This window comes from Bacillus alkalicellulosilyticus, from assembly GCF_002019795.1.
Classification (GTDB): Bacteria; Bacillota; Bacilli; order Bacillales; family Bacillaceae_F; genus Bacillus_AO; species Bacillus_AO alkalicellulosilyticum.
The window spans coordinates 1128905-1150105 of the sequence record NZ_KV917381.1 but is presented as its reverse complement, the minus strand read 5'-3'; the positions used below and the strand labels follow the sequence as shown (position 1 = coordinate 1150105).

Genomic DNA, 21201 nt, shown 5'->3' with positions numbered 1-21201 from the left:
ATTAAGTATTTATAGATTTTGTAAACAGAAAAGGGATTATCTTCTAAGTGTAGAAACTTTACTAGCGAAGATTACTTTTTAGGTAAAACCTTTTTTAACGAACAGTAAGTATCGAAAGGCAGTGACACACATTGGACAATTCAATTAGCGATTATGACCTCTATTTATTTCATCAAGGGAACTTGTACCAAAGCTACCAGATGCTCGGTTCACACCTTTCAACCGTGGGAAAACAAGGAGTTCGTTTTGCTGTATGGGCGCCACATGCCAAAAAAGTATCTGTTGTTGGAGATTTTAATCAATGGCATGGCGAAAAGCACCCGATGCATAGACTTACAAAATCTGGAGTGTGGGTTTGCTTTATACCAGATCTCCAAGCAGGCGTGAACTATAAGTATGAAATTCTCACCTCAACAGGAGAGATTCTGCTAAAAGCAGATCCATATGCCTTTTACTCAGAGGTTCGTCCTCATACAGCCTCTAAGGTTCACCCTTTCCCCTCATACCAATGGAAGGATGAGGTCTGGCAAAAAAGGAAACACAAACGAAATGTACATGAAGAACCATTATTAATTTATGAAGTCCACCTTGGTTCTTGGCACCTCTCTGAAGGTGGTGAGCATTTGTCTTACCGGGAGATGGCCGATTTGCTTGTGAAATATGTAACAGAAATGGGATATACCCATATTGAAATCCTTCCTATAACAGAACATCCTTATGACCGTTCGTGGGGATATCAATCTACTGGATATTTTTCTGTAACAAGTCGATTTGGTACTCCTGAGGATTTTATGTATCTTGTTGACCTATGTCACCAGCATCATATCGGTGTATTTCTTGATTGGGTCCCTAGCCATTTTTGTAAAGATGCTCATGGACTTCGAATGTTTGATGGAGAACCACTCTATGAATACAGTGATCCTAGAAAATCCGAAAAAAAAGAATGGGGTACATTAAGTTTTGATTTTGGAAAACCAGAAGTTGTCAGTTTCTTAATTTCAAATGCTCTGTTTTGGCTGGATGTGTTTCATATTGATGGATTACGAGTCGACGCTGTATCAAGCATGCTTTATTTAAATTATGGCAAACAAGATGAGGCAGACCGTGTATATAACGAGTACGGCGGAGAAGAAAATATTGAAGCCATTGAGTTTATCCGGAAGTTAAATACAGCCGTATTTGCGTCTCATCCCGGTGTGTATATGATGGCCGAAGAATCCACATCATGGCCACTTGTAAGTTCTCCTACTTATATAGGCGGCCTTGGATTTAATTTCAAATGGAACATGGGCTGGATGAATGACATGCTCCGCTATATGGAACTTGACCCAGTCCACCGAAAATGGCATCACGAGCTGATCACTTTTTCATTTTTTTATAGTTTTTCTGAGAATTTCATTCTACCTTTGTCACACGATGAAGTCGTTCATGGAAAGAAATCTCTACTTAACAAAATGCCAGGGGATTATTGGCAAAAGTTCTCTAATCTCCGTCTTTTCCTTGGTTACATGATGACCCATCCAGGAAAGAAACTCATATTCATGGGCGGTGAATTTGGACAGTTTGATGAATGGAAGGACTTAGAAGATATTGATTGGGAGTTATTAGATTATCCTTCACATCAAAAAATGTTTCAGTATTCGAAGGAACTCCATTCTTTTTACCAACAAGAGCAAGCATTATGGGAACTAGACCATGACTCTAATGGGTTTGAATGGATCGATCCTCATAATCATGAGCAAAGCATTATTATTTTTTTACGCCGCGGGAGCAGTCCTGAAGAATCTATAATCGTTGTTTGTAATTTCACACCGGTTGTCCATTATGACTATCACATCGGTGTTCCTGAGCAAGCAAATTATTATGAAGCCTTTAATAGTGATTGTGAAAAGTATGGCGGTTCAAATCAAACTCATGACACGCTCTTGGTTAGCGAAAATCAAAACTGGCATAATCAACCTTATCGAATCACGATAAAAGTTCCACCACTCGCAATGGTTGTTTTCAAGAAAAAAATAGATAAAAACGAGCAGAAAGAGGGAGCGATTAAATGACTATGAACAAAGAATGCGTTGGCATGCTATTAGCTGGAGGAGAAGGAAAACGACTAGGCTTGTTAACTCAAAACCTAGCAAAACCAGCTGTACATTTTGGGGGGAAATACCGAATCATTGACTTCACATTAAGTAATTGCACCAACTCAGGTATTGATACAGTTGGCGTCTTAACCCAATATGAGCCACTTGCTTTAAACACACATCTTGGGAATGGAGCGCCATGGGATTTAGACCGCAGAAACGGCGGTATTTCAATCCTACCTCCTTTCTCTGCAAAAAAAGGAGCATCTTGGTACCAGGGAACCGCAGACGCCATCTATCAAAATATCAATTTCATCGAACAATTTAATCCTGAATATGTGCTTGTTATTTCTGGAGACCACATCTATAAGATGAATTATGCTGCGATGCTGGATTTTCATAAAAAACAAGAAGCAGATGCAACAATCTCTGTCATTCAAGTTCCTTGGGAAGAAGCAAGTCGCTTCGGCATTTTAAATACAGCACCTGACTATTCAGTATTAGATTTTGATGAAAAACCGGCTAACCCTAAAAACAACCTCGCTTCCATGGGTATATACATTTTTAATTGGAAAGTATTAAAGTCGTATTTACAAAACGATGCCAAAAGCAATCTGTCCTCCCATGATTTTGGAAAAGACATCTTGCCTTCCATGCTTGGTGATCATAGAAAAATGGTTGCATTCCCATTCCGAGGCTATTGGAAAGACGTAGGTACAATTAAAAGCTACTGGGAAGCTAATATGGATTTATTAAGAGAAAAACCATCTTTACAGTTAACGGATTATAACTGGAGAATTTATTCAGTTAATCCAAATCAGCCACCACAGTATTTATCACCAGCTTCTTCTGTAACAGATTCATTAATTAATGAGGGCTGCTTTATCGAAGGGAACGTCATGAATTCCGTCTTATTTCATGGTGTAACCCTTCAAGAAAACTCAATCATTAGTAACTCCGTCATTATGCCTAATGTCAAGATTGGCAAAAATGTCGTGATTGACCGTGCCATTATTAGTGAAGGAACGATCATTCCAGATGATGTTTCTATAAAGCCAACCGATCCAAACGAAATCATTGTCTTAGATAAAGATTCAATAATCGCTGACTATGCCATTGCTAACTAACAATATCTGGAGGGACTATTATGGAAACCATGCTTGGAGTTATTAACATCGACAATGAAAATGATTATTTAAAAGAACTTACCTACTTCCGCTGCGGAGCAACAACACCGTTTGGAGGAAGGTACAGACTCATTGACTTTCCCCTATCAAATATGACCAACAGTGGAATTCATGAAATTGCAGTATTTGCTAGACGTAAATATCGTTCGTTAATGGACCATTTAGGTACAGGGTCATCTTGGGATTTAGATCGTAAACATGGGGGATTGTTTATTCTTCCACCTGATTGGCACGATCCATCTGATATCTCTAAAGGCGATTTACAGCATTTTCACAATAATCGAGACTTTTTTGAACGCTCTGTTTCTAAATACGTTCTTATTACAGGGAGTCAACATGTTTGTAACATTGATTATCGCCAAGCCTTTAAACAGCATTTAGAAACAAATGCGGATGTCACGATTATCTATAAAACGATAAATGAACTAGAGGAAGAGCACCAATTGTGTCATAAACTTGCCGTTGACGAAGCTAAAAAAGTGACTGAAATTACAAATGACCATGCGAATCCAAATGTTGCTATGGGCACTTTCATTATCAAGAAAAGTCTTCTCTTAGAATTAGTTGATTATTGCATCGCTAGAGGGATGGAGAACTTCTTTATCGACGGGATTATTCACCAATTACCGGCCCTTGCTGTTTATGGATACGAATATAAAGATTATTTAGCTGTCATTAATTCGATTCAGAGCTATTACAAACATAGCATGTCCTTATTACAGCCCGCGGTTTATCGAGATGTCTTTTTCAATCACCAAACAATATATACCAAAGTAAAAGACCAACCACCTGCAAAATACATTAAAGGGTCTAGTGTAAAAAATTCACTAATTGCAAACGGATGTGTCATTGAAGGTGAAGTTGAAAATTGCATCTTATTCCGTGGTGTTCATGTTAAAAAAGGGGCTTCTATCAAAAACTCTATCATTATGCAAAGATGTGAAATCAACGAAAATGTGACACTTCAAAACGTAATTCTAGATAAGGACGTTTGTTTAAATCCAGACCGAACATTGGTCGGTGTAATGGAACAACCATTTGTCGTCGCAAAACGAAAAGTAATTTAATATACTATCACCATTTAACTATCAAAGTAAAAGTAACAAAGGAGCTGTTAAACAAATGAATGTCCTATTCGTTGCATCTGAATGTGTCCCCTTTAGTAAAACAGGGGGACTAGCGGATGTGATTGGGTCTCTCCCATCTTCGATTGCAAAACAACACAATGTCGACATTCGAATCATGCTACCTCTTTATGGTTCAATACCTGACCACTTTAAAAAAGAGATGAAGCTTAAAGACGTGATTGTCGTTTCGGTTAGTTGGAGAAGACAGTATTGTGGTATTTTCGAACTTCACTATAATGGGCTTACTTATTATTTCATTGATAACGAGTATTATTTCAAACGTGATGACTTGTATGGATACTATGATGACGCAGAGCGCTTTACCTTTTTTTCTCATGCCGTTCTTGCTGCACTACCTGTGTTATCGTACCAGCCTGATATTATCCATTGCCATGATTGGCAAACAGCATTGATTCCAACGTATCTAAAGACCACTTATGCGGGAGACCTCTTTTATAAAGAAGTGCAAACCGTTTTTACAATTCATAATCTAAAATACCAGGGAATTTTCTCACCCGATGTCTTTCAAGAGTTACTTCATTTTTCAGATGAGCACTATGCTGGTCTAGAGTTTAATGGAGCCATCAACTTTATGAAAGGAGCGATTGTTCATTCTCACCTGGTCACAACCGTTAGTAAATCCTATGCCAATGAAATACAAACCGAATATTATGGAGAAGGGCTGCAATATCTTCTGCAAGATCGAGGGGAATCTCTCATTGGAATTGTAAATGGAATTGACTATAACGACTATAATCCTGCTACAGATGAAAGGATTCCGCATAACTATCAACATTCGGAACTTGAGAAAGTCAAAAATAAAATAGCCCTTCAAGAAATGGTTGGTCTGCCTGTTCGCGAGGATGTTCCTTTATTTGCGGTCATCACAAGGCTTGTTGAACAAAAGGGTTTACCACTTATTCAGCATGTAATGGATGAGCTCGCAGGAAAAGATATTCAGTTTATTTTGTTAGGAACAGGCGATGCGGAATTTGAACACTTTTTTAAGGAAATGGGCTACCGTTATCCAGAAAAAGTATCGGTACACATCACATTTCAAGAAAGTCTAGCACGAACGATATATGCAGCCTCGGACTTCTTTTTAATGCCTTCTCGTTTTGAACCATGTGGAATTGGTCAGCTTCTTGCCCTTCGCTATGAAACTGTCCCCATTGTGAGAGAAACAGGAGGGTTACAAGATACCGTTCATTCTTATAATAAGTATGACCAGACGGGTAATGGATTTACATTTGCAAATTATAATGCCCACGACATGCTTTATACCATTGAAAGGGCACTCGCAATCTATAGAGAGAAAGAACATTGGAATGCGTTGCTCAATAATATTTATCAGACCAACTTTAGTTGGGACCATTCAGCCAAACGTTATTCTGACATGTATAAGCAGCTTTCCTACATAAAAAGGAGTGGAGTTCATCTTGTTTGAAAACAAAAGAAAGTTTAAAAAAGCATTGGTTGAAAAAGTAGAGAAAAGCATTGGACGTACGTTTGAAAATGCGACACCCATTGAAATCTATCAAACACTCGGAACGATGCTGAAAGAACAAATAAACCAAAATTGGGTATCAACCAATGAAACGTATGAAAAAAACAACGAAAAACAAGTATACTATTTTTCGATGGAGTTTCTTCTCGGTCGTCTAATTGAAACCAATCTTCTAAATATGGATGCTTTACAAATTGTCAAGGAAAGTCTTGATGAACTAGGAATTGATTCCGAAACAGTTTTTGAACAAGAGCATGATGCAGGACTTGGAAATGGTGGTCTTGGTAGACTCGCAGCATGCTTTATGGATTCTCTTGCCTCGCTGCAACTAGCAGGCCACGGATGTGGAATCCGTTATAAGTATGGATTATTTCAACAAAAAATTGTTGATGGTAACCAAGTAGAGTTACCCGACTATTGGCTAAAAGAAGATTATGTTTGGGAAACCAGGCGCGCAAATAAAGCAATTGAAGTTCGTTTCGGGGGGAACGTTGAAATTGATGATTCGAGTGAACAGCTCCGCTTCGTACAGAAAGACTATGAAACAGTATTAGCTGTTCCCTATGATGTGCCGATTGTCGGGTATCGCAACAAAACGGTTAATACGCTTCGGCTCTGGAGTGCGGAGTCGGTTCCAAATGATTTTCAGCAACACATGTCAAGAAATCAGCATGACTACTATAACTATCTGGAATACAAAAGGTCCGTTGAAATGATTTCAGAATTTCTTTATCCGGATGATTCTTCTTATGAAGGAAAAATACTTCGTGTAAAACAGCAATACTTCTTAGTGTCTGCTGGAATTCAAAGTATTTTATCAGCTTACAAAAGAAAATATCCGAATCTATTCGACATTCCTAGTAAAATATGTATTCAAATCAACGATACTCACCCTTCCCTTGTCGTTCCTGAATTAATGAGGATTTTAATGGATGAAGAAGGCCTCGGTTGGGATGACGCTTGGAAGATTACAACCGAAACTGTAGCATATACAAATCATACGACGTTAAGTGAAGCATTGGAAACATGGCCTGTGTCTATGATTCAATCCTTACTCCCTCGTATTTACATGATTATTGATGAAATCAATGAACGATTTTGTAAAGAACTTTGGTTTAATCATCCTGACAAAAGAGATGAAATTCCACAAATGGCGATTATCGCATATGAAACGGTGCGCATGGCCCATTTAGCCATCGTAGGGAGTTTCAGTGTCAATGGTGTAGCAAAGATCCATACCGAGATTTTGAAAAAGAAAGAAATGAAAAACTTTTATTCGGTATACCCTGAAAAATATAATAATAAGACAAATGGAATCACGCATAGAAGATGGTTATTAAATACAAACCCTGACCTTGCCAATTTAATAACAGATGCCATTGGGTCAAAATGGGTGTCTCGACCAAAAGACCTGATCGGATTATTAAAATATGCGAACGACCCTTCTTTCCAAGAAAAAATAGCTCAGGTTAAATTTGAAAATAAAAAGAAGCTTGCATCGTTAATTAACGATACATGCGGGATTACGGTGGATGAGCAATCTATTTTTGATGTTCAAATCAAACGGCTACATGGCTACAAACGCCAACTATTAAACATCTTCCATGTCATCCATTTGTATAACCAACTTCGCGAAAATCCAAATATGGACATTGTTCCTCGAACGTTTATTTTTGGAGCGAAGGCCGCACCAAGCTATCATTTTGCGAAGAAAGTCATCAAGCTTATTGTGACGGCTGCTGAGAAAATCAATAACGATCCGCTCATTCAAGGCAAGCTTAAAGTTGTCTTTTTACAAAATTACAGCGTGTCTCTTGCTGAAAAAATCATCCCTGCCACAGACGTCAGTGAACAAATTTCAACAGCTAGTAAAGAAGCTTCAGGAACAGGAAACATGAAACTGATGATGAATGGGGCTTTAACTCTCGGAACATTGGATGGTGCAAATATTGAAATAAAAGACATGGTGGGTCCAGACAATATATTCATATTTGGTTTAACCGCTGATGAGGTTCTCTCTTACTATCAACATGGAGGCTACCATGCTCATGATATTTATCATAGCGATGAACGAGTAAAAACAGTGTTAGACCAACTCCATGATGGATACTTCTACAATGATGAAATGGAATTTAAAGATATCTACTATTCCATTCTATCAAATAATGATGAGTATTTTGTCTTAAAGGATTTTGATTGCTATGCAGAAACACATCAGCTCGTGGAACAAACGTACCGCGACCAATCCAGTTGGCTTAAAAAGAGCATTACTAACATTGCTCACTCTGGAAAATTTTCAAGTGACCGAACGATTTCTGAATATGCAGCAAGCATATGGAGAATTCGTCCAATCAAGGTAAAATAGACACAATTAGGTGTTCTCCCCTTGCTGAAGTCATGGTAAAATATGATATAGAAGCTGACCTAAAAACATATTCTTTTAGGTCAGCTTTTTGCAAGGAAAGGAGGTTTTTTTATGACTAGTAAAGAGATTCCTATTTTGATTTGCGACGACTCAAGATTGATAAGAGAACAACTCAAAGCTATCTTACAATCGCTTGGCTACGACAGCATATTAGAGGCTGAAAACGGCGAAGAAGCGATCTCCATCTGTGCTAGTGGACAACCTTCCTTGGTCTTTCTTGATATTGTGATGCCTATTAAAGATGGGATTACCGCCCTTACTGAAATGATTGACAAGCATGAAGACATAAAAGTAGTGATGATTTCATCGACTACTTCACTAGCCCATTTAAAAAAAGCAAAGAGATTGGGAGCATTCGATTTTATCCATAAACCAATTGAAGTCAGTACCATTGAAAAAGTAATGACCAAATTTGAAAGTAACATAGAAAAGGCACTCCCTTGAGGGGGCACTGAAAAAGTTCGGTTTTTTACTTTTACAGTGCCCTCGAAGCAATGTGCGCATTCGTTGCATTTTTTAAAAGCCTGCTACGAGTGGGTTTCTCATAGCAGGCGGGCAACGAGTGGCTCCATTGCAACCATTATCAAAGGCATTGAAAAAGTTGGTTTGTTCTTTTTTCAGCGGCTTCCTAAAAACACCTTATTCTGATAAAATCGAAAGGGCCATATCGGGATGGTCTGTGAAAATTCCATCCACTCCAATCTTAATCATCTCTCTTACCTTCTGTTCGTTATTCACTGTATACGGCCTTACCTTAATGCCTTTCTCTACTACGCTCTGCACTTCTTCCACCGTCATTAGGTGATGGTAAAAATGATAATCGCAATCAAATCCTAGAGAAGAAATATACTTTTCAGGATAAACGAGATGTGCTACTACAATCACTCCCACCTTCATAAATGGGTATCTTTGTTTTGCTTCAACAATGACTTGATGGTCAAAAGAAGAAAGAATTACATTCGACTCTATTTTAAAGTCCAACACTTCCTTCATTACAGCTTCCAAGAGCACAATTCGCTCCTTTGCTTGACCCTTTAATTCAAGATTTACTGTCAGGTTGGTATCGCTTACCCATTCAATAAATTCCCTTAATGATGGAACTGTTTCATTAGCAAACTGCTCACCAAACCACTGACCAGCACTAAGTTGTTTTACATTCGCATATTTAGTGTCTCGAACATAACCGCTTCCGCTCGTCGTTCGATTGAGTTTGTCGTCATGAATAATAACTGGTATATTATCCTTTGTTAACTGAACATCTAGTTCAAGCCCGTCTACGCCAAGTTTTTCTGCCGCCTTAAATGCTGCCATAGTGTTTTCCGGAAAGGCACTAGAGAATCCGCGGTGGGCAAATATTTTAGTCATAAGTTGATTCCTCCATTTATGTTCCTCTTCTTATGTAATACAGATCGGTCGGGTTATTAGCATGAAAACAAAAAAAGACGTCCTCTTATACAATATCGAGGTCGCCTTTTTGATAGAACGATTATGCTAAAGCAGTTAGCTTTCGAAGGGCATCCTCTGTACTAACATACTCGTACCCTAAGTCATTTGCAACTGCCATGTAAGTTACTGCTCCAGCACACGTATTTACTCCTTTTTTCAATCCTTCATTTTCCGTAATCGCAGCAACTACTCCTTTATTAGCTAACTGTAGTGCATACGGTACAGTAACATTCGTAAGGGCTAACGTCGATGTCCTTGGAACCGCACCTGGCATGTTCGCGACTGCATAGTGAACGACACCATGCTTTACATAGGTTGGATTGTCATGAGTTGTAATTTTATCGATAGTCGCAATGCTTCCCCCTTGGTCAATGGCAACGTCCACAACAACAGATCCATCACCCATTGACTTCACCATGTCCTCAGTGACAAGCTGTGGTGCTTTCGCTCCTGGAATAAGAACCGCCCCGATTAGAAGGTCACTTTCTTTTACTGCTTCAGCAATGTTGAGTGGATTAGACATAAGAGTCGTAATTTCTTTACCAAAGATATCATCTAACTGACGAAGACGGTCGACATTAACATCAATAATGGTTACCTGTGCCCCTAAACCGACCGCCACTTTTGCTGCGTTGGTACCAACGATACCACCACCGATAATCGTTACTTTTCCTCGTTTCACACCAGGCACACCAGCTAATAAAATTCCTTTTCCACCTTTAGGCTTTTCTAAAAATTGAGCACCTATTTGAGCTGCCATTCTTCCAGCCACTTCGCTCATTGGTGTAAGTAATGGTAAAGTACGATTGGATTCTACCGTTTCATAAGCGATTGCGGTTACTTCATTTTTTACTAGGGCTTCAGCTAAAGAAGGTTCTGCCGCTAAATGCAAATACGTAAATAAAATGAGCCCTTTTCTAAAATGCGTATATTCTTCAGGCAGTGGCTCCTTCACCTTCATAATCATTTCCGAACCGTTCCAAACCGATGCAGCATCATCAGCTACGATGGCACCTGCTTCAATATATGCTTCATCCACAAATCCGCTTCCCACTCCTGCTTGTGTTTCAACAATCACTTCATGACCAGCTTGTTTAAAGCTTAAAACACCCGCAGGAGTAAGGGCAACTCGATTTTCATTATTTTTTATCTCTTTTGGAATCCCAATTATCATATAAAAACCTCCTATTTATACGTTTCTCATCTTGTAAATATAGTATACGTATTGTAAGCGTCCCTGGCTTTGTGTCAAACCCAAAAAAAGGACGGTATCATTTGTTAGAATTAACAAATGAACCATCCACACGTCTAAGTTTAAGCTCTATGTATAATGCTATCTTTTCATTCATATTTCGCAAGTCGATATTGGTAATTTCTACGATCCGCTTCATTCGATAGTTCAATGTATTCGGATGTACATGTAAGAGTTTAGCGGCTTCACTTATATTACAATCTTTTGATAAAAATGCTTCTAATGAATGCAGTAAATCTGTTTGATTTTTAACATCATAGTCAGATAATCTTGCCACTGTACTTGATAGTCTAGACGGTCTATTTTCAAGGATCACGTCAAAATATTGATAGATTCCAAGACCTTCGTAACTATACTTTTCATGTAATTCCTCAGGAAACAACTTTTTATACTTAATAATTTGCCGGGCTTCTTGATAACTTTTCTTTATGTTTTCAAAGCCAGCATAGCTTCTTCCATACCCAGCATAGATTGGCTTAATCTGAAACCTTTGTTCAATTGTATCAATGGTATCTTTCATAAACAACACTGCATTATTTTCAGCCATGTCGCTTATCTCTCCAGATAAAAACACAATAACCTCTTCTTGTATGGCACAAGAAAAGACAACCGATTTTTTATTTAACGATTGAAAATATTGCAAAAGCTGCCTATCTATTTGTTGTCCAACAATTTCTGGAAATCGAAAAACAGCAATACTCCAATGACTTGGAATAGAGCAATTGACTTGTGCACGAATGGCTTCTACCTCATTAGCATCTGGAATAGCCCCTGTTAGAAGGGATTGAAAAAATTGTTGTACTTTTTCCGTTTTCACTTGATGGATATGTCGAAGCTCTAATAGAAAACGTTTAACTTCTTCACTGGCCGCCTTTAAAAATTCAATAGCTTCTGCGTTATTATATCCTTCAATACTTACAATCCATATATACCCTAGGATTTCCCGTTGATGTCGAATTGAAATGGCAATACGAGAACCAAGCCCTACCTTATCAATGGAGTTAATATGAACAGGAGTATCACTTTCGTTAAGTGCTTGGATGATTCCCTTTTCCCAAAGACTATGAATGACCTTTTGAGGGACTTGGCGTGTAATAATCGTTTCAATCCTCGCGATATCCGTTTGAATATCATGTTTACTATAAGCTAGTAAACGGTGAGCCCCATCCTCAATTGTCACTGGACATTGTAACGATTCACTAATGTAATCAACGACTTCTTGTAACGTTGAAAAAGATGGAAATCTCATTTGACCTTGCCCCATGTTTTCTAATCCCCTCATCCCACTACTCATATCTTTCATTTTACCTGAAAATCATCATTTCTTAAAGACTCCCCTTAACAAAACGGGCTTTCCCACTATTTTGCTCACCCCTACTTCTATCATGAATATAATGAACCGAACTAGCTCATGAATGACTATCAATCCTATACAAAAAGTGTAAGAAAGTGAGGAATACTCGATGTCTAATCAAGAAGAATTATCTATTTATAAAGTGTTAAAAAAGATAGGAGGAAAATCTGAAGAGCACCTTAGAAACCTTGTTCAATCTATTCTTAACGATGATGATGTTATTCAATTTGTAAAACAAGCACTAGATCATCACTCGAAAAAACTAGGTGATTTACAAGAATACAGTGAAGTGATAGCTACCCAACTCAACGTACCATCAAAAAAAGATATAAGAAACCTTTCAAAACTTATAAAACAAATCGAAGAGAAAGTCGACGATATCGACGAAAAGCTGTTAACAGGCAGCCCACGTTCAATTGATACAGTAGATAACATTATCGGGGGTATGAAAGATCGGTTACAAGCAGCAACTGATTATAAAGAGACCGACCACGACTTAGCAACAATCCAGAAACTGCTTAAAATGCAGGCCATCCTTGATCCAGAAGCATTCCGCCCAATAAAAACTAAGCTCGTCAAACGAGAAAAAAACGATGACTAAACAACAAGACCGTGCACTAGACCTAGAAACAATCGGACAAACACCCAGAACTGCAATTTGGAATAAAAACAAGTCAACATTGTGGTACTATCCTGCAAAGATGAAAAAGTACAAAACCCCGTTATTTCTAGTGTATTCGTTAGTTAGTAAACCATATTTATTAGATTTAACACCTGAAAGTAGTATGATACAGGCGTTTATGGCTAAGGGGTACGACGTCTATTTACTCGATTTTGGAATTCCAGGTTACGAAGATGATGATGTGACAGTAGATGATTATATTACAAAGCACATTCAAAAGGCTGTCAGGCGTACGTTACACCACGCAAAATGTCAGGATGTTTCCGTTGTTGGTTATTGTTTAGGGGGGACATTGTCTGTTATTTATGCTGCTATAGCCAAAGAATCTATTAAAAATCTTATCCTATTTGCGCCTCCATTAGATTTTAGTCATTTTTCTTCTTTGGATAAGTGGAAAGAGTTTTTACAAACGAGTGAGAGCACAATCAGTTCACTGCTAGATAGGTATGGTGTGATTCCGGCGAACATAGTCCACCTTGTGATGAGAGCATTAACCACCCCGATTTCAATTACACCATACATTACTCTGCATGAACGTTCTAACGACAAGGAGTTTGTGGAAAAATGGAGTCGTTTTAACGCGTGGTCCAAAGACCATATTCCGTTTTCCGGCGCGGCGTGTAAACAACTTCTCCATGAACTAATTATTCAAAATAAACTCATCAAAAATGAATTGGTCATAGATGGTCAACAAGTTGAGTTATCAAATATACACTCAAACCTTCTTGTCGTATCTACAACTGAAGACGAACTTGTGCCTGAGCCCCTTATCGTTTCTTTTTTAGAAAAAGTATCTAGCAAAGATAAAACGTACAAACGAGTAAAAGGCGGGCACGCAACTCTTGCTGTAAAAGGATTTCTTCCTTCCTTCTTAGAGGAATGGTTACATGAGCGCTCTTAATAGATAATCTTAAGTCATATGGAGGAATTACTCTTGAATCAGCCGCTATTCACTATCACAAAAAAAAGACTATCAGGACATTTACATTCATTTCAATCGAACCCACTAGCCTTTTTAAGCGCTATGGAAGAACAACATGGTGACATTGCTCCATTTCGTTTTGGACCATTTCAACGCGTCTACTTAGTATCAAACCCTGATTTGATTAAAGAAGTACTCGTTACGAAACAAGAATTATTTGTAAAATCTCAAGACTTAAAAGCATTAAAGCCATTAATAGGAGAAGGCCTTCTTACTAGTGAAAAGGACTTCCATTTGCAACAAAGAAGATTGATTCAACCTTCTTATAGAAAAAGTCATATTACCCACTATGCTCAAGATATGATAGCGACAACTTCAAATTATATTTCTAACTGGAAGGACATTGAAGAACGTAACCTTACCAATGATATGATGAATATCACGTTAGGAATTATAAGCAAAACGATGTTCAGTCTTCCTTTTGATGAAGGCAATGCGGTCATAGGAGAACCGATGGAGGCCGTTATGAAACTAGGAATTCGTAGAATGCGTTCTCTTCTGCCATTACCTTTACTCATTCCAACAAAAAACAACCGTCGATTTAAGCAAGCTATTAAAGAACTTGATCAAGTTCTTTATCACCTTATAGAAAAGAGAAGAAAAGAGTCAGTGAAGCATAAGGACGTATTAGGGATATTAATGGAAGCACGAGATGAAGAAAAAGGAACAGGAATGAGTGATATTCAACTCAGAAATGAAATGATGACTATTTTTCTAGCAGGACACGAAACAACTGCCAACGCTCTCTCTTGGGCATTTTATCTTCTTTCCAAGCACCCTGATATCCAAGAGAAATTACACCAAGAACTCGATACGGTGATAGGTCAAGGACATCTTACACCCTCTCATTTTCAGAGTTTACCATATACTCAAAACATCATATCGGAAACGATGAGATTGTATCCTCCTGCTTATGTTATTGGCAGAAAAGCCGATACAGCTGTTACGATAGGTGACCACCCGTTCAAAAAAGGAGATATGGTCCTGATTAGCCCGTATGTCATGCATCGAAAATCTAGTTTTTTTGAAAATCCAAATGAGTTTATTCCAGAACGTTTTGAACATGCCTTTATCAAATCACTACCTACCTTCGCCTACTTTCCTTTTGGTGGAGGACCAAGAGTATGTATCGGTAATCATTTTGCAATGATGGAAGCTGTCCTAGTTCTAGCCACAATATCTCATAGATATTCATTTAAAATGCCAGAACACCATCCTATCGTAAAGCCACAACCATTAATCACATTAAGACCCAAACCTCGCATAGAGCTGTTAATGGAAAAAAGAAGGGTATGACAATAGGTTGTTTTTTTTCTAGGGCACTGAAAAAGTTCGGTTTTTAACTTTTACAGTGCCCTAGAAGCAATGTGCGTAACCGTTGCATTTTTTTAAAGCCAACTACGAGTGGGTTTCTCGTAGCTGGCGGGCAACGTGTGGAGCCATTGCAACCATAATTAAGGGCACTGAAAAAAGTTCGTTTTTTAACTTTTACAGTGCCCTCGTTTAACCTTTTGTCATACCCTCTAAGCACTGAGCGAAACCGCCACCTCTTTACTATATTTCTTATAAAACTTCAGTGTGTGTATCATTGCAATAAATCCTACCACTCCCCCAATAGTATTTAAAATTAAATCATCGACATTAAACGTTCTTCCGGAAATCAATCCAATATACCCAAAGAGAAGCTGATAGCTTTCGATAGTTAGACTTCCTAAAAATAAGATAAACGCTGCTTTTTTTACAGTTTTAATATTGAACAACAAAGCTAGATACACGCCAAATGGTAACAATAGCAATACGTTCAGAAAAGAAAGTTTAACCGCGTTCCAGAAAAACCAAGAATCTATATGGTTATAAAGCAAATATAAATCATATACAAAATAAAAGGGAATCAGTTGAAACGCATAGTTCCAATTAAAAAATTCGTTATTAAGTGGCAGTGAAAGATGCGACCCAACCGTATAGTGAAGGACAAAGATGAGATAGAAAAGAAAACTGTAAAAGATACATCTTCTCACTAAATCGTTGGTCCTCATACGAATGAAATCAAAGGCAATAAAAATGAGTAGAATCAATGTCCCGAAAAAAACTATCACTTACCCACCTACCTAAATTTTTTTACTCACCACTGTTGGCGCAACTAAAAATCTCCGGCGATAAACGCTTAAGATCAGACCAAATATTACGGAGTAAATCATTTGGTTCATCCCTCCATAGCTTAAGAAAGGAAAAGAAACATTAGTAATAGGAAGAACTCCGATGTTCATACCTAGACTCCATAACGTACATAAAGAAAAGATCGTTAATCCTCCGATGACAATAAGCCTTCCGAAAGGTTCTGCTGTTTTCATAAACACGGTTCCTATTCTTATCATAGCAACAATAAAGATAAGAATAATAATAGATGCACCAAACCACCCTATTGAGTGAATTAAAGATGTTAATACAAAATCCGTATGTATTTCAGGAAGTTTTGATAGCTGTTCTGGTTGCTCTCCGGTTCCAAACCAGCTCGAATTACCTAGTAAATCTTTAATTATGAAGTTTTGGTACCCAGCACCATCCTTGTACTGTTCAGCAAACAAAAATCCATTTATTCTTTCAAGATGGTGAGGCTTTAACAACGTGTAATCAGTATATTTTATCGCTTGTATGAAGGCTAACAATGATACGATTGTAACAGAGATAGCCACTATTGCTTGAGTACCCATAAATCTTCTTTTTACCTTTTTTTCGAGCGGAGAATTCCAAAGTAATATTAAGGTCAAAATGAAATATAATGCTCCATAAAAAGGATACGTATTAGAACTAAACATGACCACTGGAATAAATATAGCAACAAGTACTAGGATTTGCAGTTTCCAAGATGTATCAATTGGTTTTGCATATGTACTAAGGATACTTGCCCAAGCAATGCCTAATATCAATACTAAAATAAAATAATCAGTTTTGAAGTTAAATATGGAAAGCATCGGTCTCCCCTTATGAATCACACCAAATTGAGCTGACCAAAATAATAAAGCAATTGCAATTCCATAGAGTATCAGTCCTTTATTAGCTAACCACCGGTAGTTAAAAAACATTATAAGCAAACTTATCCCTAGACCTACTAAACTAAAAATCAAAGTTTTTAAGAAACTTCCTGTGTACATTTGTTCGAACACGAATTTAGGAAGTAAACTAACTCCTAAAAGAATGACTAATAAGCTTAATAATCCCCAGTCAATGATTGGTTTATGGAGTTTGTGAAACTCTTTGCCAACGGTAATTGGATTTCCCATCTGTTCCACCGCAACTGCATCGGCTTCATCTCCAGTTATTCCTTTCTCTTGTAGGGCAGACTTTTTTTCCGCCAGATGGTGCTCTAACTCAAGGGAAACAACTTTTCTCGCTTCCTTTGATTTAATGTGACGACAAACTTCTTCAATGTATTTTTGAATCGTATTCATTGCGTTTCTCCTCCTACCGTACGGGGAACAAAAGATGGTGATGACTCTTTCTTTTCTAGTTCCTGTAAAACAGTTCTTCCTTTAGAACTAATTTTATACTCCTTACGCATGATTGTATCTTCAATCCAGTTTGAACAAATCAGACCGTCTTTTTCCATCGAATGCAATAACGTATAGAGCTCTCCTTCTTTATTTTCAAATTGGAAGATATGGCGTTTTTCTAGCACAGTAAAAATCTGAAATCCGCTTTGAGGTTCAGTTACGATTTTTAAAATGTCCGTTTGAATTGTGCTTTGTTCTTGATTTCCATCCATCTTACTAATTTGGTTTTGAACCGCCTGTTTATGTTTATCTGAAAAAGTTAACTCTTTAAAAACCGTTTGATTCATCGCTTGTTTTAATCGTCTTATTTGTTCATCCATGGATACCCCGCCTTTCAAGTTCAAGTTTTAAAAGTTCGCGACCACGCTTTAATCTCGTTTTCACTGTATTCGGGTTTCCTTCTAGGAGCTTACTTATTTCTGTTACAGACCACTCTTCAAAATAGTGAAAATACAGGACTTCCCTGTAACGAACAGGTAATGTCAATAACGCTTCGGCAAGTTGCTTCTCTTCACTTCTTCCTACAACTTCATCTTCCACTTCTTTATCCTTGGTTGTTAGTACGCTCCCAACCTTTTCACTTAAGACCATTTTCCGATAATGCCAGCTCCGTAAATAATCTTTACAATGGTTACTTGCAATTCGATATAGCCAGGTTTTAATGGAGGATTGTTGTTGAAAGCCTTGAAGATGGGTAAAGCATTTTATAAAAATTTCTTGTGTTAAATCTTCCGCTAAGCTCCTGTCCTTTATGTAGGAATATACGAGTCTTAAAATGTCATCACCGTATGATTCCATCAACTCTTGTAACAGGGCATCTCGGTCATCGGTTGTCATGAACATCGCTTGCTGTACCTCTTCCATTTCTTCACCTCACTCTTATCTATTAGACGAAGCTACTCTTTTTTTGGTTTTAATAAAATTAATCATAAACGAAAGAAAACAAAAAAAATACCCAGCATTATGCTAAGTATCTTTAATATTCCATTTTAATTTTATTATAAGTTGACTCATCGCAAATAATATAAAGTTTAGCCTCTTCAGGAATTTGTTCATCTAATTTACGAATAATGCCAAAATCTTTACCGTCCGATAATAGATTTGCACCAATTTCTTGGAGTTGACTAAAGGCATCACGATACGTAGTCCACCGCGAACTTTTCTCAAGCTCCCACACATTATCTCCGTACTCTCGGCTGAGTAACTGCATAAACACACTTGTCGATCCTTTATGAATAGCTGACTTTGCCATTAAATCAGAGAACGCTTCATTTGATAAAACAAACTCATCCACATTGGCATGTTTAAAATTTGAAATATGTTTCTCTCTTACGATTTCTACAATTGTATAAATATCGATACCATATTCTGTCGCTAAACTTTCAATGGTAGATGTAATTAAAAGAGAACGACCATCGACAGAAATGGGATCATAAATGGCGTCAGGCGCAAAAATTAAAACGGCATCCGCCTCGCGAATGTTTGCCTTTTCAAGTATGTCACGTTCCGTTGGGTCACCCTGTATGAAGAACAGCCCGTCCATTTCAAGAGGAGCTTTTGGAGTATTATCTATGAGAACGATAGCTGCATTTGTTTTGGCTAGACGAATTTCTTCCACCGTTTTTTTGGCCTTATGCGTCCATCCAATCAAAATGTAGTGATTTTTCCCTTTAAATCTCAATCTCCCTTCCTCCTTTAACTTTCGATATAACCCAACCCCTTCAACCATTTTTCCTACGACTATCCCAAGCAATGTTATACCAAACATATATAATAAGAGAGCATATAGTTTCCCTGCCACAGTTGCTGGCACATAATCTCCATAGCCCGTTGTCGTTATTGTTGTCATTACATACCAAAATCCAATAAAAAGGGTTTCAAACGTTTGAGGTTCAAGGTAACATACAATATATGAACTCACCACGATAAAAATGGTTGTCACTAGGATAAGAGTGAGATTTTTTATTTTCACTGCCATTTTCATTATGTCAAAAATAAATAGCAATTGAATCACCCCGAATATGTTTAAAAAAGCAATGATGTAGCAAGACTACTCTCATTGCTCAGAAGGCCATCAACCTCCCTTTTTTAATTGTTTTCCATTTGTTGTTTAATTTCTTCATTAGCGATAAATTGGTTGGCTTCTTCTTGTTCCTTATGTTCATTCACTGAATCTCCAGCATTATAAGGAGTGGTACGAAATGGGTCATACGAACTGACATCAGAACGAATCGTAATTTCTTCATCCTTTGGTGTATCCGTTAATGTTGTCTTATCTTTACTTACTTGTTTTTTCGTCACATTATCCACCCTCATTCTAAAATTGTGGTAGGTTATCTAAGTTATTATCCGGATTTCCATCCGCATTGCTTCGCAAATGAGGTTCTCCATCACGACCTGTAAACACATTAGCCCCGGAAATAATACCATTTTGCACTTCTTGTTGTGCCTGTTTGTAGTCCATCACTCTTCCTGTTGATGTTTTCAATTCAACGATGTCACCCTCGTTGTTTTTTCGAACAGCTACAAACGTTTCTTCGTTATTTCCTGTATTCATGAAGACTCCTCCTTTAAATAAAAAGATACTAGTATTGTTCGTCACTTCTTCTAAAATATACAATTCTTTCCGTTAAATTTGGGTCGTGCCTGGCACGCCCCGAATCAATATAAAAAACAAACCACCAGCTTTTGGCCGATGGCTTGTTTTTTTATACGTTTCATTTTTTTGCTCTCATAATGAGGTTATAAATGAGAGCGATCAAAGCAAGTACAAGCAATAAGTGGATAAGGTTCCCTGCAATCTCAAACGAGAAGCCGAGTAACCACAAAATGATTATTAACACAATAATGGTCCACATTGACATCTCCTCTTTCTTTAGGGTTTGTCCTTGTATACCAATTACCCGATATGCCTGTACTTAAAACTTTATTCCTTTGGTTTTGCATAAATAATGTAGCGGTCTGGAGCTGAACCAATAAAGTCAAACGGGTAACACGTTGATAAAGTAAGAACTTCATCCGGTGCCATTGAGCGAATTACCGTACGGTCATCAGCATCTACAATTTCTGAATCGTACATCACATACGTAAACTCACCATATGGCATTTTCACGATAAATTCATCACCATTTTGTAATTCACCGAAACCTCGAAACACAGTGTCACGATGACCTGATAATAGAATTTGGTCGTTCTGACCAGGTAAAACTGTTGAAGTAAAGTGGCCAACTCCTCGGCTTAATTCTTCTTCATTCGTCCCTGATATTATTGCAAGATCTTTATCGAAGCGAGGGATATATAAAACACCAATGACATCCCCATCTTTAATATTCATGTCCTCTGCCGAATTAATGCCATTTCCGTCTTCTGTAATTTTAACGGCTTCTGCTATCGATTCTTGTTGTTTCATATGCGTCATATAAAGCTCATACCCTGCATAAATCACAAAACCTAAACCACATAATATAAAAAGTCGCGCTACAATTTTCATTCGTCTCACCTACAATTTATGATTTAGTTCTATTTTACTTTACCATAAATACATTCAGATTAATAGATTGTTCAATCTTATAATCAACCTAATGTTGAATGAAGAGGGTGAGACAAAAGT

General features: G+C 37.6%; 21 protein-coding genes. 9 read left to right on the top strand and 12 right to left on the bottom strand.

From position 1 onward, the window contains the following. Positions 1–131: 131 nt before the first annotated feature. The 6 genes from glgB to BK585_RS05805 all read left to right on the top strand — a co-directional run bounded on the left by glgB (position 132) and on the right by BK585_RS05805 (position 8768). Positions 132–2054, top strand: coding sequence for a 1,4-alpha-glucan branching protein GlgB (glgB, locus tag BK585_RS05830; RefSeq protein ID WP_078552547.1), 1923 nt, complete (start codon positions 132–134; stop codon positions 2052–2054). Between the two features lie 2 nt (positions 2055–2056). After that, positions 2057–3205, top strand: coding sequence for a glucose-1-phosphate adenylyltransferase (locus tag BK585_RS05825; RefSeq protein WP_078556645.1), 1149 nt, complete (start codon positions 2057–2059; stop codon positions 3203–3205). Positions 3206–3225: 20 nt separating this feature from the next. Next, complete coding sequence (gene glgD, locus BK585_RS05820; protein WP_078552546.1) at positions 3226–4332, top strand: glucose-1-phosphate adenylyltransferase subunit GlgD; 1107 nt, start codon at positions 3226–3228, stop codon at positions 4330–4332. A 55-nt stretch (positions 4333–4387) separates the two neighbouring features. Next, entirely contained in the window at positions 4388–5839 is a 1452-nt protein-coding gene (gene glgA, locus BK585_RS05815) for a glycogen synthase GlgA (RefSeq protein ID WP_078552545.1), read from the top strand. Continuing rightward, on the top strand, positions 5832–8264 hold the full coding sequence (locus tag BK585_RS05810) for a glycogen/starch/alpha-glucan phosphorylase (protein ID WP_078552544.1): 2433 nt from the start codon (positions 5832–5834) through the stop codon (positions 8262–8264). The genes glgA and BK585_RS05810 overlap by 8 nt, the downstream gene beginning before the upstream one ends. 111 nt (positions 8265–8375) lie before the next feature. Further along, positions 8376–8768: a response regulator transcription factor gene (locus BK585_RS05805; protein WP_078552543.1), complete on the top strand. Its 393-nt coding sequence runs from the start codon at positions 8376–8378 to the stop codon at positions 8766–8768. 195 nt (positions 8769–8963) lie between these two features. On the opposite strand, the gene BK585_RS05800 is transcribed toward BK585_RS05805, so the two are convergent. The 3 genes from BK585_RS05800 to BK585_RS05790 all read right to left on the bottom strand — a co-directional run bounded on the left by BK585_RS05800 (position 8964) and on the right by BK585_RS05790 (position 12286). Then, a complete protein-coding gene (locus BK585_RS05800; RefSeq protein ID WP_078552542.1) occupies positions 8964–9689 on the bottom strand; it encodes a glycerophosphodiester phosphodiesterase in 726 nt (241 codons plus the stop codon). Positions 9690–9810: 121 nt separating this feature from the next. After that, positions 9811–10944, bottom strand: a complete 1134-nt coding sequence (gene ald, locus BK585_RS05795) for an alanine dehydrogenase (RefSeq protein ID WP_078552541.1) — start codon at positions 10942–10944, stop codon at positions 9811–9813. 97 nt (positions 10945–11041) lie between these two features. Next, positions 11042–12286: a PucR family transcriptional regulator gene (locus BK585_RS05790; RefSeq protein ID WP_170885489.1), complete on the bottom strand. Its 1245-nt coding sequence runs from the start codon at positions 12284–12286 to the stop codon at positions 11042–11044. Between the two features lie 199 nt (positions 12287–12485). On the opposite strand from BK585_RS05790, the gene BK585_RS05785 reads away from it, so the two are divergent. The 3 genes from BK585_RS05785 to BK585_RS05775 are packed head-to-tail and all read left to right on the top strand — an operon-like array spanning position 12486 to position 15336. Further along, on the top strand, positions 12486–12977 hold the full coding sequence (locus tag BK585_RS05785) for a hypothetical protein (protein ID WP_078552539.1): 492 nt from the start codon (positions 12486–12488) through the stop codon (positions 12975–12977). Continuing rightward, complete coding sequence (locus BK585_RS05780; protein WP_078552538.1) at positions 12970–13959, top strand: alpha/beta fold hydrolase; 990 nt, start codon at positions 12970–12972, stop codon at positions 13957–13959. The genes BK585_RS05785 and BK585_RS05780 overlap by 8 nt, the downstream gene beginning before the upstream one ends. A gap of 33 nt (positions 13960–13992) precedes the next feature. Continuing rightward, positions 13993–15336: a cytochrome P450 gene (locus BK585_RS05775; RefSeq protein WP_245805789.1), complete on the top strand. Its 1344-nt coding sequence runs from the start codon at positions 13993–13995 to the stop codon at positions 15334–15336. A gap of 227 nt (positions 15337–15563) precedes the next feature. Here the strand turns inward: BK585_RS05775 and BK585_RS05770 are convergent, their stop codons facing one another. From BK585_RS05770 to BK585_RS05735, 9 genes are all read right to left on the bottom strand, one after another. Continuing rightward, positions 15564–16136 (bottom strand): VanZ family protein, encoded by a 573-nt coding sequence (locus BK585_RS05770; protein WP_078552536.1) that lies wholly within the window; start codon positions 16134–16136, stop codon positions 15564–15566. Between the two features lie 12 nt (positions 16137–16148). Then, on the bottom strand, positions 16149–17489 hold the full coding sequence (locus tag BK585_RS05765; RefSeq protein WP_078552535.1) for an FtsW/RodA/SpoVE family cell cycle protein: 1341 nt from the start codon (positions 17487–17489) through the stop codon (positions 16149–16151). Then, positions 17486–17911 (bottom strand): helix-turn-helix transcriptional regulator, encoded by a 426-nt coding sequence (locus tag BK585_RS05760; RefSeq protein WP_078552534.1) that lies wholly within the window; start codon positions 17909–17911, stop codon positions 17486–17488. The genes BK585_RS05765 and BK585_RS05760 overlap by 4 nt, the downstream gene beginning before the upstream one ends. After that, positions 17904–18455, bottom strand: coding sequence for a sigma-70 family RNA polymerase sigma factor (locus BK585_RS05755; RefSeq protein WP_078552533.1), 552 nt, complete (start codon positions 18453–18455; stop codon positions 17904–17906). Before BK585_RS05755 ends, BK585_RS05760 begins: the two co-directional genes overlap by 8 nt. Before the next feature lie 112 nt (positions 18456–18567). Next, positions 18568–19596 carry a potassium channel family protein gene (locus BK585_RS05750; protein WP_078552532.1) on the bottom strand — a complete coding sequence of 343 codons (1029 nt, stop codon included), beginning with the start codon at positions 19594–19596 and terminating at the stop codon, positions 18568–18570. Between the two features lie 83 nt (positions 19597–19679). Beyond that, positions 19680–19892, bottom strand: coding sequence for a hypothetical protein (locus BK585_RS05745; protein WP_078552531.1), 213 nt, complete (start codon positions 19890–19892; stop codon positions 19680–19682). Between the two features lie 16 nt (positions 19893–19908). Next, complete coding sequence (locus tag BK585_RS05740; RefSeq protein ID WP_078552530.1) at positions 19909–20148, bottom strand: DUF3892 domain-containing protein; 240 nt, start codon at positions 20146–20148, stop codon at positions 19909–19911. A 160-nt stretch (positions 20149–20308) separates the two neighbouring features. Continuing rightward, positions 20309–20449 (bottom strand): lmo0937 family membrane protein, encoded by a 141-nt coding sequence (locus BK585_RS23665; protein WP_139367501.1) that lies wholly within the window; start codon positions 20447–20449, stop codon positions 20309–20311. Positions 20450–20517: 68 nt separating this feature from the next. Continuing rightward, on the bottom strand, positions 20518–21081 hold the full coding sequence (locus BK585_RS05735; protein WP_078552529.1) for a class D sortase: 564 nt from the start codon (positions 21079–21081) through the stop codon (positions 20518–20520). Positions 21082–21201: the final 120 nt, after the last annotated feature.

Bases quoted from the DNA above. Each gene is read 5' to 3' on its own strand.
- BK585_RS05800 (WP_078552542.1), bottom strand. From the start codon at position 9,689: ATGACTAAAATATTTGCCCACCGCGGATTCTCTAGTGCCTTTCCGGAA.
- BK585_RS05790 (WP_170885489.1), bottom strand. From the start codon at position 12,286: ATGGGGCAAGGTCAAATGAGATTTCCATCTTTTTCAACGTTACAAGAA.
- ald (WP_078552541.1), bottom strand. From the start codon at position 10,944: ATGATAATTGGGATTCCAAAAGAGATAAAAAATAATGAAAATCGAGTT.
- BK585_RS05780 (WP_078552538.1), top strand. From the start codon at position 12,970: ATGACTAAACAACAAGACCGTGCACTAGACCTAGAAACAATCGGACAA.
- glgD (WP_078552546.1), top strand. From the start codon at position 3,226: ATGGAAACCATGCTTGGAGTTATTAACATCGACAATGAAAATGATTAT.
- BK585_RS23665 (WP_139367501.1), bottom strand. From the start codon at position 20,449: ATGTGGACCATTATTGTGTTAATAATCATTTTGTGGTTACTCGGCTTC.
- glgA (WP_078552545.1), top strand. From the start codon at position 4,388: ATGAATGTCCTATTCGTTGCATCTGAATGTGTCCCCTTTAGTAAAACA.
- BK585_RS05740 (WP_078552530.1), bottom strand. From the start codon at position 20,148: ATGAATACAGGAAATAACGAAGAAACGTTTGTAGCTGTTCGAAAAAAC.
- BK585_RS05805 (WP_078552543.1), top strand. From the start codon at position 8,376: ATGACTAGTAAAGAGATTCCTATTTTGATTTGCGACGACTCAAGATTG.
- BK585_RS05760 (WP_078552534.1), bottom strand. From the start codon at position 17,911: ATGGATGAACAAATAAGACGATTAAAACAAGCGATGAATCAAACGGTT.
- BK585_RS05785 (WP_078552539.1), top strand. From the start codon at position 12,486: ATGTCTAATCAAGAAGAATTATCTATTTATAAAGTGTTAAAAAAGATA.
- BK585_RS05735 (WP_078552529.1), bottom strand. From the start codon at position 21,081: ATGAAAATTGTAGCGCGACTTTTTATATTATGTGGTTTAGGTTTTGTG.
- BK585_RS05755 (WP_078552533.1), bottom strand. From the start codon at position 18,455: ATGGAAGAGGTACAGCAAGCGATGTTCATGACAACCGATGACCGAGAT.
- BK585_RS05765 (WP_078552535.1), bottom strand. From the start codon at position 17,489: ATGAATACGATTCAAAAATACATTGAAGAAGTTTGTCGTCACATTAAA.
- BK585_RS05825 (WP_078556645.1), top strand. From the start codon at position 2,057: ATGAACAAAGAATGCGTTGGCATGCTATTAGCTGGAGGAGAAGGAAAA.